Raw genomic sequence first — 15,496 nt, 5'->3', positions numbered from 1 at the left:
CGAGCACTATTCTATTTTGGACAGCAGACATTACATTATACCTGCGCTATCCTAACTATCGAGTTTGATGAACCAAAATTTAGCGCATAAAAAAGAGCCAGCATATTGCTGACTCTTTTTGCTAGATAAGTGCGTGAAAATCATTCGCACTTACCAAATAGCTATATGGAACTGTCGATTAGTTGACGCTTTGTGGTGCATTAACCGTTAGCTCAACACGGCGGTTTTGCTGACGACCAGATTCAGTGTTGTTAGTAGCAACTGGACGTGACTCGCCATAAGCAACTACGTTTACACGGTTAGCAGCAACGCCGCGAGCGGTTAGATAGTTAGCAACTGAGTAAGCACGGTCACGTGACAGACCCATGTTGTAAGATGCTGAACCTTGGCTATCAGTGTGACCAGCAATCGTGATGGTGTTTTGGTTATACTGGTTCATGGTTGAAGCAAGCTTGTCTAGCGTTGGCTTGAACGATGAGTTAAGCGTTGCATCATCAAATGAGAAAGTGATGCTACCTGGCATAACAAGGTCGATATTACCCGTGGTTGGGTCTTGGTTAACAGTCACGCCTGTACCAGCCATTTGCTGCTCAAGCTGACGAGCTTGACGCTCCATGTAGTAACCAACGCCAGCACCAAGTGCAGCACCGATAGCAGCATCACGACCAGTTTTGTCGCCGCCTGTTGCTTTTGAGATAGTTGCACCACCTGCTGCACCAACCAAACCACCTAGAGCCGCTTTGTTCAAACGTTGCTGTCCAGTGTTTGGATCAGTTGTACAACCGCTAAGTGCTAGACCTGATGCTACTGCTGCAATTAATAATGTATTACGCATGATATTTCCTCTATAAATTAAAAATATTATAAATCGTGCTTTATCAAGATTGTCCGTTAATCTTATTAAGTACTTATTTACTTTCGTCATTATTATGGCAATTACAATCTAACTCTGTGTAATATTTTGTCACACCTATGTATGAGAAGTGCAGATTAACTTTACGGTATTTCTTAGCATCTAAACTATCCAATACCTGTTCCTTGTTATCACTAGTCACGTTTACACTCGTACACTGCGAAACGTTTCTGCTAAAATTATGTGGCAAAATCTGTATGATCAAATGACCGTCACCTCAGGGTTCCATTCATCTATTTGCTCAACTGCTTGCTCTTTATTCACTAGATTATTGGTCAATCACCGAACGGGCAATTTTAGGAATATTTGATAGGAATATTTGACGGCATCAGATTGTGCAATATAAGCCTTATTTATTAATCAGATTGAACAAGAAGGATCACGCATGCGACTGACATCTACCATTCGAAAACTGCACAAACGCACGCCTAAACTGGGCAAGGCGTTTTCATTAGCGACAGCAGCAAGCGTTATCACTGCCAATAGCTTTGGTGGTAGTATTCCTTTATGGTTGATGGGTGTCGGCAAAGTCATCACGGGTGCACCTATTGCAGATAAAGCGGTCATCAAAATCGCGACTTACTGGATCAGCAGCAACAGTGCACTAATCGATGACATGCTGCCTCGCAAAGATTGGCGTATCAGCCTACCAGATGATATTCGCATCGATGGTAAATACCTTCTGGTCAGCAACCACCAATCTTGGGTCGATACCAGCATCGTGCAATACATTGGCGAAAAGCGCCTGCCATTGACGCGCTTTTTTACTAAATTTGAGCTGATCTATATTCCCATCGTTGGGCAAGCTTTTTACTTTTTAGATTTCCCCATGATGCGCAGGCATTCCAAAGAAGCCATCGCCAAAAATCCAGCACTCAAAGGTAAAGATATCGAAGAGGCCAAGCGTGCCTGTGCCCTTTTAAAAGACAAGCCGTTCACCTTGCTAAACTATCTAGAAGGTACGCGCTTTACCAAAGCCAAACATGCCAAACAGCAGTCTCCTTATACGCACTTGCTAAAACCACGAGCAGGCGGCTTATCCCTTGCGATTAACGCCTTAGGCGAGGATATCGATGGCATACTGGATGTGACCATCGTCTATCCTGATGGTGTGCCAAGCTATAGTGATTTATGGAAAGGCAATATCAAACGTTTGGGCGTGGATCTAAGATATATCGATATACCAGATGCGTTGTTTGAGGGAATTAAGCAAGGCGGCTATGAAAATGATGAGGCAATAAAAGCACAGATGTTTGACTGGGTTCAACACATTTGGCGTCAAAAAGATCAGCGCATCACCGACATGCTGGCCGATTTTGAGACAGCCCCTGAAACTCAAGTGGCTCAATAAATGACTCACTTACGCCGTAAGTCATCACATACCTTTTAAAAGACGCAGCACTCATAGTCCGATAAAGGACAAAATCTAGCCATACTGCCATAAGCGCTTGAGTAATCAATAACGCAGGGGTTAATGATGATACGTGAGCACTGTACTGATGATAGTCGCGTTGCAAATGATCATTATTACTTTATAAGTGGCTATGCATGATTTTTAATCATAGATGGGTTGTTTTTTGGCCTTATTCATTGATAATGTGATTAATCATGTACGCATCGATTTTTGATGGTTATTTTTAATAGCCGTCAAAAATTTACTCATTTCTTTGTGCCATTTATCATTTATAAGGTATGACTGTGCCCGCCTCTCCTACTACCAGCCCGCCTATTGCAACTGCACCGGTGTCGCCTCATCTTGCAAATAGTGAGCCACCAAGGCCAAACCGTCCAAAACCCAGTCGTTTAAAGCTCACTTATGATATCGTGATGCTTATCGCTATCAGTATTGATCTTCTGCTGATCAGTCTGGATGCTGTATTGATGAGCGACTTTAGTGCCAATGCTGCACAATGGCTGTCAGTCAGCGAAGGACTAAGTTGGTATCAGGCGACGTTGCATGAGCCGTTGCGTACCGCTGGTGGGTTTTTTACCATATTTTTGGTTGCTGAATTATTATTACGCTGGGCAATCGCAATCAAAGAAAAAGTCTATTATCGCTGGTTTTTCTTCCCTTTTGTCCACTGGTACGAAGTCTTAGGCTGTTTTCCGCAGCTACGTTTGTTACGGTTATTTAGAGCCGTTGTTATCGGACGCCGATTGTACCAGCTTGGCTACCAAGTACTCCCGCAGCCATGGATCAATCGTATTAAGTTCTATATTGACCTATTATTAGAAGAGCTCTCTGATCGTGTCATACTGACGACTATCCAAAATTTTAGGCAGGAATTGACCGACCCTGAAACGCACAAATCTTTTATCGAGTCAGCCATCACGCGCAACCGTGCTGAGATTGAAGCGGCTGTATTATCCATTCTGCGCTCAGAGCTTGCGCCAAAACTACAGGAGCTGACGGCCTCATCAGGTGGTGGCAGTCTATTAGCCAGCGAAATGGGCAACGCTATTGAAGAAGGTCTAGCCAATACTCCTGAGCTGCGACGCTATTTGCGCATGATTCCTATCGCGGGTAGCCTGATCGAATCACAACTGCAGCATGTCGGACACAACATCGGTGAAAACGTTGTTTATGCCTTAAATAAGCGCCTGCTTGACCCTGAGCGGCTTGACTCATTGATGGTCGCTATCGCCCGTGGTATCGCGCAAATAGACACCGATAATAGTGCACTTGATACTCTGATTTCGAGTATCATTGATGACAGTTTGACTGCATTTGAAGCACAAGTAAAAGTACAGCAATGGAAACACCAAGACATGCTCAATCTATAGTATGCCTACTAACATGACACGATAATAAAAATGACACCGTGAATACAGCGACAGAATTATTTTTAAGGGTTTATATATGACAGTTTCAGACAATAATAATCAGACTGCAAGCGCAGTACCAGCCTTAGCCCTATATGGCAAGATGCTGACCTTTTCGCGTTTACAGTTTAGTACCAGCGATCTGGGCGCTATTGAAGCCCAGCTTACTGAGACACTGAGCAATAAATCAAGCAACATTCCTATCTTGATCGATAGCGACGTCGAGCAAGATTTATCTGCCTTAGTAGAGCTATTATGGTCATGGGGACTACAGCCGATCGGTGTGGTGACAGGCCTACTTGATGATCAAGCGCGCGAGCAGCGCTTGGCCATCTTTCCTGCAGATGGTAAACGCATTGAACGTATCGTACCTAGCAAAACAGCCCCTACACCGTCCAATAAACCTAAAGAAGATAATCGCTCAGAATCAGCCAACGATACTAGCACCGAGAGTGCGGCAAATATACCTGCCACTGAAACCACCATCTCCAGTCTTCCAGATGAGACATTGTTAAGTGCTCAGCATATTACCAGCCTCATCTACGACCAGATGCTACGCTCAGGCCAAAGCTTAAACCATGTCGGCGGCGATTTGATTCTGACAAACAGTGTGAATAGCGGTGCTGAAGCCATCACTGACAACAGCTTACATGTCTATGGACGTGCGCAAGGTCGCTTGGTGGCAGGCGCAACAGGCGACAAAGATGCCCGCATTTTTTGCCAAGTCTTCAACCCTTCTCTGGTTTCTGTAGCAGGCACTTATTGTTTGCGAGACAACCTACCTGAGCACGTGATTGACAAACCTGTGCAAGTAAAGTTTGTGGAAGGTGAAGGCCTAGTATTTATCGTAATGGATGAAGCTTAATTATAGTCAATCCTAAATAAAACAGATACATTATATATCAAGGTGGAACTGGTCTAAATTTTCCTTGCGTGCTGTGCCTACGCAGACAGAGGCTGCGAAAAATTTATCCCAGTCCCACTGTATCGTTTTTATACTGAATTCACTATATTACTCAGTTAAAAATAATAAACGGTTAGGTGATTGTCTAGTAAAGTAAACTGGGTAAGGTAAGCTGTAATTATATAAGCTGCTGTGTCAGATAAATAAAACAAGATATATTAAATTAATCGTTACAATTGAGCTATTATTAAGTGTTGGTTCTAACGTTATTTGCCGTATATTTAAATAGCTATCAAACGGCTAAAAATTATCGCCATTAACTGTAAAATTTATAAGCAAAAGCCCTTTATAGCTCATATCTCATTTGTTTTTCTGCTTTAATATAGACTTGCTATAAATCCTTGTATATTTATGCTAGGCTAGCTTCGCAGATAGTACATATATAGTTAGTAGATAAATACCATGCAATTGTGCTATTTATATAAAAGATATCCCATTGATTCATAGGAGTGTGCCATTGTGGCGAAGATAGTTGTAATCACTTCAGGTAAAGGCGGTGTGGGCAAAACCACGACTAGCGCCTCTTTTGCCGCTGGTTTAGCATTGCGTGGCTATAAAACGGTTGTAATTGATTTTGATGTAGGTCTACGTAATCTAGACTTGATCATGGGTTGTGAAAACCGAATTGTTTATGATTTCGTTGATGTCATTACCGGTAGCGCACGCTTGTCGCAAGCACTTGTCAAAGACAAACAGCTTGAAAACCTGTATATCCTTCCTGCTAGTCAGACGCGTGATAAAGACGCATTGACGGATGAAGGTGTCGCAGAGGTCATGACTGAGCTGTCTAAACAGTTTGACTATATCATCTGTGACTCACCTGCTGGTATCGAGCGCGGTGCACAGTTGGCCATGTATCACGCTGACGAAGCCATCATTGTTACCAACCCTGAGATTTCGTCAGTACGTGACTCGGATCGCATCATCGGTATTTTGCAAAGTCAAACGAAAAAGGTTGAAGAAAACCTAGGCTCTGTACGTGAGCACTTGGTTATCACTCGTTACAATGCAGAACGTGCTGCTGCGAACGAGATGATGGACATTGACACTATCTCAAATGACATCTTAAAAGTACCATTGCTCGGCGTTGTGCCTGAGAGCCATTCTGTGCTCGAAGCATCGAACCACGGTGAGCCTGTTATTCATTATACCGACTCTGTTGCTGGTCAATGTTATGATGATATCGTCGCCCGTTTCTTAGGCGAAGAGCGTCCACTACGTCATATTGATGTGAAGAAAAAGAGTTTACTACAGCGCTGGTTTGGGGGTTAATGATGACTAAGAAAAAAGGATTTTGGAGTAGCCTATTCGGTACTGACGATGGCAGTAGTGCAGGCAGTGCCAATCTAGCTACCGAACGTCTCAAGGTTATCGTTGCTAGCGAAAATCGTCTAAATAACCGCCTAACGGTTGATCGTATCGAAAAAATGAAACGTGAAATTTTAGAAGTGGTCAACAAATATGTGAATGGCGTGCAGATTGATGATGTCAATATCAATCATCGCTCAGAAGATAGCTTAGATGTGTTAGAGATGAACATTAATTTACCTGAACACAAAAAGTAAATTTGTAATCAGACCTTTAGACCGTAAGCACTTTCATTTATCACTTAAAAAGCCCTAAGTAATGTACTTAGGGCTTTTTTGCATCTTTAAGTTTATTGGTACGGCATGCTGTATACAGCATTCGAGCATTGATCAATAGCAGATCATTTCATACGTGATATTAAATTGTCTTTTTTGATAAACTGATGATACAAGGCAGCACCAATATGCAGCGCTGTAAAACCGATGATCATTGGCCAAATAATATCGGTATGTAAATCATTATAAAAGCGGGCCAAACTCCTATCAGGAGTCACAAACACGGGTATTTGGAATAAACCAAAGATATCGACAGGACGACCACCATATACCGTCATCAATAAACCAGCAAGCGGCATAGCGATCAGAATGGCATAGAGCACAAAATGCGATAGCTTAGAGACCATCGATTGCCATTTTGGCATTGGTATAGACGGTGGCGCTTTGGTAAAGATGCGGTTGATAACTCGCGCAATCATCCAAAACAACAAGCTTATCCCAAACGCTTTGTGAAATCCGATATATAGATTGCTATCGAGATTTTCATGCAGCAGTATCATCACCCATGTGATCAATAATAAAACTGCGCTGATCCAGTGAAATATACGACTGCTGAGCGACCATTTTGATACGTTAGAATTATTCATGAGCGGCTCTATAGTTTTTATTAAACGTTATTTATAATTGATATTATATATAGGACAGCAACTCATTCAATAACAAAAAGTAATTAGCATTGCTCGGGTACTACCTATGAGGTGAAGCATAACTGAAACTTAGACGAGAATCTAGTTATCTAAATTCACCAAATGATGCGCAATTTTGTCCAAATCTGGTACCAAATAAACATTGTCATCAATCATAACGGTTTGATACAGATAAGCGAGCACAACGTTTTCGTCAGACTGCCCTTCTGTTTTATCAACACCAGTATCCGCAAACTGCTCGGGAAGCTCTGTATCTTTGACGTCGGAAATACGAGCTTGTAATTGGCGCAACTCACCTGCCGTTTGCAAAGCAAATCGATGCTCGGTGGTATTGCCCTCTAGTACGATAATTTTCTCTGGTGTTCTATCTTGCGGTAACAAGTGAAAGACAGCAAGATTTTGCTCTTGCCACTGATACTTGGATATACGCTCTTGATAATCGTCGACGCTCAAAATCAAACTGCTCGGAATAATCCAATCGGGTTGGTTAGATGCTGGCACGATAGTCACATCGAGCATACCATTGTTCGTGGTCAGTAAACTTACCGCTTCAAATGAGTGTTTCAAAATTTGTTTCATACGTCGCTCACAATCAGTTAGCGTGAATGGCTTGCTGCCCTTTCACCAATATAATCAGTCAGTTTTTTTGCCAAATCTGTCGGACTACCAACGAAACCACAATACCCTGAGTCAATAATAGCCTGAGGTTGACTCGGACATGCACTCAGACTAGGGTCTTGCGCCCACAACTGGCTGTTGTTGTCTTGAACCATATCCAAATACTGAGAGCCATCATTGCCCATACCCGAAAATATAATATTGATTAGATCGCTACCATAAACATCACTGGTGTTTTTTAGAATCTGACCAATAGCAGGCTTATATTCACCGCTCCAAGCTTGATCTAACAAGATGACCCTACCAGCTGAATCACAGACTATTTGCTTATCAATAGGGGCTATGAGGCAATGCCCTGCTCGCAAACGCTGCGAGGACGCGATAACCTCACAGCGCCAATCATTATGGCGATTGAGTATCCGTGGTAACGTACCAATCATGGTCTGATTGAAATGATGCGCCAATAAAATACACACTGGCAGTGTCGCTGGCACATTGTCTAAAAATTCTTTTACCGCACTAGGACCGCCCATAGACGCACCCAAAAATACGACATACTGCCAGCTTCTTTCAGTGTCATCGCCCTTGTATTCGGGAGTATCGATCAGGGCTGGTAGTGCTAAAAGCTTTGCAAGTTTACGTTTTAACTTACGCTGCCATTTACCATATTGCTGTGCCTCATTGAGATACGGTGCTTGGCTAAAGCCCACCAAGACAGCCGCTGATTTTGACGCGATTGTTGCGGTTGCTACACTGTCGTCGTAATCACTATCTATCAGCCAAATATCAATATCTACATTAGACAGCTCACTTTTTGCTTGCCACTGTGCTCTTGACACACAACCTACAAGGGTAAAGCCGCAACTACGTACGGTATCTGAAAAAGCCAAGCGCTGGCGATGATCCTCTGCCATCACCAGCACTTTGATATCATGATTGCTTTTTTGTCGCAGTGCTAAAACACGTGCATTATCCGTCATTAGTTAGGCTAACCTCTTCACCTAGTAGTCTTTGGATTTTTTCAAGCAACTCTTTTTCTTGGAATGGCTTACCCATATAGTCATTTACCCCAATCTCTAGAGCACGCTCACGATGCTTTTCGCCAGTACGTGAGGTAATCATAATAATTGGGATATGCTGCAATCGACTATTGAATCTGACCTGAGTCGCCACCTCGAAGCCATCCATACGCGGCATCTCAATATCTAGCAAGATCATATCTGGCGTCGTGTCCTGTAATATTTCGAGCGCATCGATACCATCTTTTGCAACCGCCACATTGAACCCTTGACGCTCCAAGAAACGAGAGGTCACTTTACGTACGGTCACGGAGTCATCGACTACTAACACCGTCGACTTGGACTCTATACGTCCTCGCTTGGCACTAGCAGATTTCGAGCTGTTCTTCACCAACTGCGCATTTCGCATTAGCGCAATCAAATCCAAAATGAGCATTACCGAACCATCGCCCATAATAGTAGCAGCTGAAATACCTGGTATATTCGATAATTGCTGGCCTAGAGGTTTCACAACCACTTCGATACGCGATCCTGCAATTTGATCAACTTGTAGTGCGATGTTTTGTCCCGTACGGTTTTTAATAATAATCAGCGGCAAACTGGTGTTGGTATTGACGACCAGTTCATTCAGTTTATTACCTGATAGAATCTCATTTAGATAGCGAACTCGGTATTCCGTATCTTCAAAGTTCAGTGTGGCAGCATCTGACTGATAGTAATCATATAGCTTTTCTGGGTTGACACGCACCACGCGTTCGATCTGTACCAATGGTATGGCGTAGTAGCGATCTGCTGCGCGCACGACCAAAGCATCAGACACAGCGACGGTCAATGGCAAACGCATCGTGAAATTAGAGCCTTTGCCAAGCTCTGAAACAACCGAAACGGAACCACCTAGCTGACGGATTTCACTGATCACAACGTCCATGCCAACACCGCGGCCAGAGATCTGTGTCACTTGCTTACTGGTACTCAGCCCAGCATTAAAGATATATTGCATGATATCAAGATCAGAGAGACTGTCATCGTTTGCATCAATAAGACCTTGAGAGATAGCTTTATTGCGTACCGCCTCTACATCGATACCACGGCCATCATCTGATAGTTGGATAACAATCTCGCTACCTTCTCGATGGACTTCAAGCGTAATATGTCCACTACGTTCTTTGCCTGCTTTGAGGCGCGTCGAGGTCGTTTCGATACCGTGATCGACAGCGTTTCTTAGCATATGCTCAAGCGGTGAAGTAATGCGTTCTAGGATGGTTCTATCCATCTCATCATCAGCATTAATGATGCTCAGCTCAACGGATTTGTTCAACTCATTAGCGGTCTGACGGACAATACGTTCAAGACGCGGTGTCAAACGCGTGAATGGCACCATACGCGAGTTCATCAGCCCATCTTGCAACTCAGTCTGTGTCCGCGATAGCTGTAGCAACAGGCTTTCACTATCACGTGTCTTTTCTAATAAAGTATGGTTAATATCAACCAAATCCGAGGCAGATTCTGTCAATGATTTTGATAATTGATTCAGTGAAGAATACTGATCCATCTCGAGAGGATCGAAATCCTCATTATCAATCAGCTCATCATCTATTTGTGACAAAATCTGAGCTTCAAGTTCAATCTCCATACGGCGTAACTGATCTGCCAGTCGCTGTACCGTTGTACCCATCTCTTCGATACTGTTGGTCAAGCTACTAATACCCATATCAATACGGGCGCGGTTAATCGCTGACTCACCAGATAAGTTAATCATATGCTCAATCAGACCACCTGAGATACGAATCATTTCATTACTACTAGTGCTGTCATCCTCCTCATTAGTGTTACTGAACATAGATGGCATCTCGCTGATATCTTTTGCAAGATAGTGAGAATCTTGATTTTCTTTGGCAATCAAAATTGCTTCGCGCTGAGACTGTAGAGATTCTTTAGGGACTTGTTTGAGACTATCAGGATTTCTCCCAAACTGCTCTAACGCCTCGATTAATAGTGCAGGCGTTGGTGGATTGACATTTTGTTGAAGAATAAATACGGCATCGGCAAGCCAATCATGACTGGCAACTAGCAACTCTAATACTTTCTGAGTAGGGGGACGACGGTTACTCACAAAATCCGTATAAACCGACTCCATTTCATGAGCCAAATCAGCGATACCGGACGCAGTCACCATTCGGGCACCGCCCTTAATCGTATGCAGATCTCGCTGAAGTGCTTGTAATGCTGTGGTATTATTTGTGTCGTTCAAGAACAAATGCAGGTATTTATTACGATTGGTAAGCTCTTCTGCCTCTTCTAAGAACACCGATAATATGTCTGGATCAGGCAACCCATTAGCCCATGATTGCTTAATCATGGTATCTAGGCTGAGCAATTCTGATGTTTCGGTATTGCTAATGGCCTCATCCGCCATTACGTTTTGAATGTCTGGTTCAAAATAGTTTTTCGGTACTGGTATGATCAGCTCTACCGTTTCTGGTAAGGTTTTTTCCCTTTCAAGTACTTTTAACTGCTCAATAAGCTCTGAGGTGAAAAAGGATTTTTTATGATTCACGATATGCATCACTTGTTGCGACATCGTGTCTTGCACCATTTGCATAATCTCAAGCCACTGTGCCGTCGGCTCTCGTCTGTTTTCTACAAAAGACTCATAAACACTTTCTGCTTCGTGAGTTAGATCACCAATACTACGAATACCAGCCATCCGTGCGCCACCTTTAATAGTGTGCAAATGACGCTGTAATACTCTTAGCGAGTTGATATTAGTAATATCGTCACGCCATTTATTGAAACTTTCATCTAGGGCGTTATCAAGTTCTTGAGCTTCTTCTAAGAAAATCTCTAATAGCTCAATATCCGTATCAATCGTTTCAAATTGGATTTCAGGTGCTGAAATAGCTCGAACGACAAAGCCTTCGTCGTTATCGTCAAGGTTATCATTTCGATAGATACCTTGTAGCTCACTCATTACCTGCTGGTCTATTTTCAATGACGTACTACCAGCTAGGGCATCGAATAGCCCAATCAACTGGGCATGACCTGATAGCAGAATAGATTGGATATCTCTATCCCTCGCTTTATCAATATTATCACTCAGGTAACTATAGGCATTACCTAGCTCATTCAGAACGGTAATGAATTTTGGAAATGCTTGAGCTTTATCTATTAAACAAGTGATTTGTGAAATTTGCTGCGCGATATAGTCTTGACTGTGTTCTTTTTCAGCATGACCAAGCGCCTCCTCTAACTCCCACTCAGCATCTAATAACGTGTCGATATTATTATCTAATAGCTCTTCTATCGTTGGTTTGCTATCAGTAACAACGGTCGCATCAGCATCACTAATGACATACTGCTCAGCCAGCATTGCTTGCAATGACGCTATGTCTTGTTCTTGCTGACTGTGTGAATCTTCTACTATGACACTACGCTGCTGTATATTTTGTTTGTAGCTACTTAAATAACCATTTATCAGCTTGGCAGATTGCGCTAAAGCCTCTAGATGTTGGGCACTCATCGCTATATCTTGCTGATGCAATAGCTCCAAACTGTGCTCTATCGCTGCGCTAACTTCGCTGATAGCAGCCAAAGCACTGGAGCCAGATGCGGCTCGTAATGTGTGAAATGCACGTACTATTTCATCCGTTATCTCAATCAGTTGCTGATCTTGATTGTCGCTGACAAATTGATCAATGTGATGAAGTAACTCTTCTGCTTCATCAATAAATATCTTACAAAATGCTTTTTCTTCTTCGCTTTGAGGCGCTAAAACAACAGTTGCCTCTGCCATTTTTTCGTTGACAGAATGGAAGGTCTGTAGCGTCATGTCTATCGCTTCATTAGTCTCATCATAGGTAGGATTGTCTTCGTCTATGCTAGTTATCAATACGGGCTCTTGCGCGGCGTCAGCTTCAGAATGGCTTGTTGCTTGCTCATATAAGCGAGAGTAACTAAACGCATCACCCTGTTGCTTACTATAGGCATTGGCGCAGGCAATCCATAAGGGCACTAAAGCTGGGTAATCTTGGCTGTTATTTTCAAATGCTACTAACATTTCAGGATAAGCGGCCAATACATCTGACATCAGCTGACCCATATCACTTGAGACAACAACACTATGATCCAATACGCGATTAAGCATATTCTCTATCGCCCATGCTAGCTCGGCGGTGTAGTTAGCGCCCACCATGCGACCAGAGCCTTTTAGAGTATGAAAACCGCGACGGATATCTTTTAGAGCGGCAAGGTCAGTCGATGCTAGCTGCCAACCTTCATATAAAGGTACGATTTCGGCAAGTACTTCCTCGGCCTCTTCTATAAATATCTCTTTAATATCAGGATCTGCATCATTCGCATCGGCTGCTAATTGCTCGGTTTCTTGCATAAACGGGATAAGTACTGCTGGAATCTCTAAACCAGATAGCGATTCTGGTATATTTGTATTATTGCTTTCAGAATCTGCTCCTTCAGCACCATCAACGCTCGAAAGTAATGTTTCTAACGATACATCATCCATTGAATCAGAGTCATTGATACCTAACGCTACTTCAGCTGATGTTTCAGTGATTCCAGTCTCAAGCGTATCTAAACCAGCATTGACAGGCTGCTGCACCATTAGGTTACTACTTTTCAGAATAGTAATAGCAGGATCAAAGCTCGGTGATTGTTGTGCGGCAAAATCTTTCAGTAGCACTGGCAAACGTTCCGCCGTCTCTATTACCAGACGTACGACATCGTCTGTTACAGGGAGTGTTTTATCCAACAGACGGTTAAGTAGGTTTTCTATTGACCACGCCATCTCACTGATGCTAAAGGCACCAACCATGCGACCTGAGCCTTTTAAGGTATGAAAGCTTCTACGGACTTCGGTCAAGGGTGTTAGATTTTGTGAATCCTGCTGCCAAATAGGAAGAAAATCTTCTAAATCAGTAATGACGTCGTTCACTTCTTCGATAAAAATATCACGAATCTCTTCATCAACTTCAAAGTTGTCAGGCTTGAGTTGTTCACGAGCACGCAGCAATGCATCACTCTCTACATTAGGATTAGTATCAGTGGTATCTTGCGTTGCTATCACCGTTTCATTATCTGAGCTGGTCACAGGTGCGATCTCACCACTATCATCATAACGAAGCACATTCATCGCGACTGGCTTTTGCGTCAGCCATGTATCGTTAGTTGTTTCTGGTGATTTCGCATACGCATTAAGAAGCTGTGATGCTTTCGCTGCATAATCATTTGCCTGCGTCAATAAGTTTTGATCAAAGACTTGCTGCGCAAGATAGTCGAGTAACAATTCAATCGAGGTCAGACTCTCTGCCAAGGCTTGGGTCACATTCCAGCTAAGTACAGCAACCTCATGAGTGAGCAGTTGTGTGAATATACTACCTATATTTTCTATCGTCTCACTAATGACTGGCAGTCCCATATCATCAAAAGCATGGGCAATCTTGTCAAAGTCAGCAATGACTGGTAAAGACTGGATATCTTGACGTTGTATATACTCGTTAAAGCTTTCCTTGATCTCTTCAACGGCAATACGTAGCTCACGTAAGTCACTGTCAGTAGAAACTGACTCATGCCTATCTTCATCCTTTACATCACTGCTATCAAACGCTTCAGGTACAATAGCAAAAGAAGCAGCAGCGCCAATTTTGAGTGATATTGCCTGCTCGGTATCATAAATAGCACTATATAGCTCTTGTAACTTGCGCTCGATGTGCCATTGCTGCTGCGTAAACTCTGTCTCTGATAAGCGTGCTTGCTCTAAATCTGTAAGGATCGATTCAACTTGCGACGCATATTGCACCCAACCTCGACTCTCAAGCTGGCTCTTTATATATCGTAGAGGATTTATTAGCGTATCTGGCTTATCTAGATTGAAGATAAGAGTCTCAATCTCACTGAGCAATCGCGTTAAAAAACGTGAGGTCGCAGGCCCGTGCTGTGATATCTCATTAAGGGTAGATTGAGTTCGCTCGCTACTATTCTCTAGGTAGATGAGCTGAATATAGACACTGTTGATTAAGCTTTTGACAAGGCTTGACGATAACTGGGCTGGCTGATTAGAAGATTCTATGACGCGATCAAGCTGACCTAATAGTGGCGCATAATATTCAGGTAACGGCGCTTCATTATGAGCAAGATCACTCAGCCACAACTGAGTCAAATACCATAGGCGCTGTAACTCATCGTCTTGAGTGGTCTGCCATAGATATTGGCTAACTTTTTCTAAAACTTGTAGAATAGGTGCCTGATTGATATTGGCAACCAGCAATTTTTGTACTTGCTGTCGCCACACCAGTAACATCTGCTGATAGTGCTGATCTTCTAAATTGGTCGTGACGCTACTCGTGGGTACTGCGATCTGAATGCTATTGACAATATCTTCATGAACCATATCTTCATGAGTGTCATCATTGTTTAGATGCGCATGCTGGGTATCAGTAGCATCTATAAATGCATCTGCTTCCACACCTCGTTGCGATAGTATCTGGGCAAGCTCATTAGTAGCCTTATTTATTAGAGCACGGTTGTATTTGCCTAGATGCGTATATTGATTGAGCGCATGTTGCAATAACTTATGAGAAAACTTGCCTATTTGACAGTCTCTAGCAGACAGATTGTGACTAGCCCCCAAGCTCGCCATAAAACTCAACTTATTGGCAAGATCTGCTAGTAGAGGCAAGCGAATCATAGTCAGCGCACCACTAACTTGATAGTAGTGCGATGTCATCTGTTGATAACTGTCGATATCAGCACCTGATTGCCAGCCATCAGATATCTGTGATAATTGCTGATTGAGCAGTGGCGACAACCACTCAAGCGTCACTATGTCATTGGGCTGCTTTTTCATAGGTTTATCC

General features: G+C 42.9%; 10 protein-coding genes. 5 read left to right on the top strand and 5 right to left on the bottom strand.

Annotated elements, in window-relative coordinates; translation table 11 throughout:
• Nucleotides 1-178 precede the first annotated feature (178 nt).
• Complete coding sequence (locus BTW00_RS06585; RefSeq protein WP_075106748.1) at nucleotides 179-835, bottom strand: OmpA family protein; 657 nt, start codon at nucleotides 833-835, stop codon at nucleotides 179-181.
• A gap of 463 nt (nucleotides 836-1,298) precedes the next feature.
• Here BTW00_RS06585 and BTW00_RS06580 point away from each other — a divergent pair, with 463 nt between their 5' ends.
• The 5 genes from BTW00_RS06580 to minE all read left to right on the top strand — a co-directional run bounded on the left by BTW00_RS06580 (nucleotide 1,299) and on the right by minE (nucleotide 6,265).
• Nucleotides 1,299-2,264: an acyltransferase gene (locus tag BTW00_RS06580; RefSeq protein ID WP_075106747.1), complete on the top strand. Its 966-nt coding sequence runs from the start codon at nucleotides 1,299-1,301 to the stop codon at nucleotides 2,262-2,264.
• A gap of 341 nt (nucleotides 2,265-2,605) precedes the next feature.
• The gene (locus BTW00_RS06575) at nucleotides 2,606-3,697 is read left to right on the top strand and encodes a hypothetical protein (protein ID WP_256714019.1); all 1,092 of its coding nucleotides are present in this window, start codon (nucleotides 2,606-2,608) and stop codon (nucleotides 3,695-3,697) included.
• Nucleotides 3,698-3,773: 76 nt separating this feature from the next.
• Nucleotides 3,774-4,601, top strand: a complete 828-nt coding sequence (gene minC / locus BTW00_RS06570; protein ID WP_075106745.1) for a septum site-determining protein MinC — start codon at nucleotides 3,774-3,776, stop codon at nucleotides 4,599-4,601.
• Nucleotides 4,602-5,159: 558 nt separating this feature from the next.
• A complete protein-coding gene (gene minD / locus BTW00_RS06565) occupies nucleotides 5,160-5,972 on the top strand; it encodes a septum site-determining protein MinD (protein ID WP_058025481.1) in 813 nt (270 codons plus the stop codon).
• A 2-nt stretch (nucleotides 5,973-5,974) separates the two neighbouring features.
• Complete coding sequence (minE, locus tag BTW00_RS06560; RefSeq protein ID WP_071003763.1) at nucleotides 5,975-6,265, top strand: cell division topological specificity factor MinE; 291 nt, start codon at nucleotides 5,975-5,977, stop codon at nucleotides 6,263-6,265.
• A 143-nt stretch (nucleotides 6,266-6,408) separates the two neighbouring features.
• On the opposite strand, the gene BTW00_RS06555 is transcribed toward minE, so the two are convergent.
• The 4 genes from BTW00_RS06555 to BTW00_RS06540 all read right to left on the bottom strand — a co-directional run bounded on the left by BTW00_RS06555 (nucleotide 6,409) and on the right by BTW00_RS06540 (nucleotide 15,486).
• Nucleotides 6,409-6,930 (bottom strand): cytochrome b, encoded by a 522-nt coding sequence (locus BTW00_RS06555; protein ID WP_075106744.1) that lies wholly within the window; start codon nucleotides 6,928-6,930, stop codon nucleotides 6,409-6,411.
• A 141-nt stretch (nucleotides 6,931-7,071) separates the two neighbouring features.
• Nucleotides 7,072-7,569, bottom strand: coding sequence for a hypothetical protein (locus BTW00_RS06550; RefSeq protein WP_075106743.1), 498 nt, complete (start codon nucleotides 7,567-7,569; stop codon nucleotides 7,072-7,074).
• Between the two features lie 17 nt (nucleotides 7,570-7,586).
• A complete protein-coding gene (locus BTW00_RS06545; protein ID WP_058025478.1) occupies nucleotides 7,587-8,588 on the bottom strand; it encodes a chemotaxis protein CheB in 1,002 nt (333 codons plus the stop codon).
• Nucleotides 8,578-15,486 carry an Hpt domain-containing protein gene (locus BTW00_RS06540; RefSeq protein ID WP_075106742.1) on the bottom strand — a complete coding sequence of 2,303 codons (6,909 nt, stop codon included), beginning with the start codon at nucleotides 15,484-15,486 and terminating at the stop codon, nucleotides 8,578-8,580. Before BTW00_RS06540 ends, BTW00_RS06545 begins: the two co-directional genes overlap by 11 nt.
• Nucleotides 15,487-15,496: the final 10 nt, after the last annotated feature.

Origin of the sequence: Psychrobacter sp. C 20.9, from assembly GCF_001921765.1 — a bacterium.
GTDB lineage: Bacteria > Pseudomonadota > Gammaproteobacteria > Pseudomonadales > Moraxellaceae > Psychrobacter > Psychrobacter piscatorii_B.
Note: the sequence above shows the minus strand (reverse complement) of the source record. Positions and strands in the feature narration are given on the sequence as shown.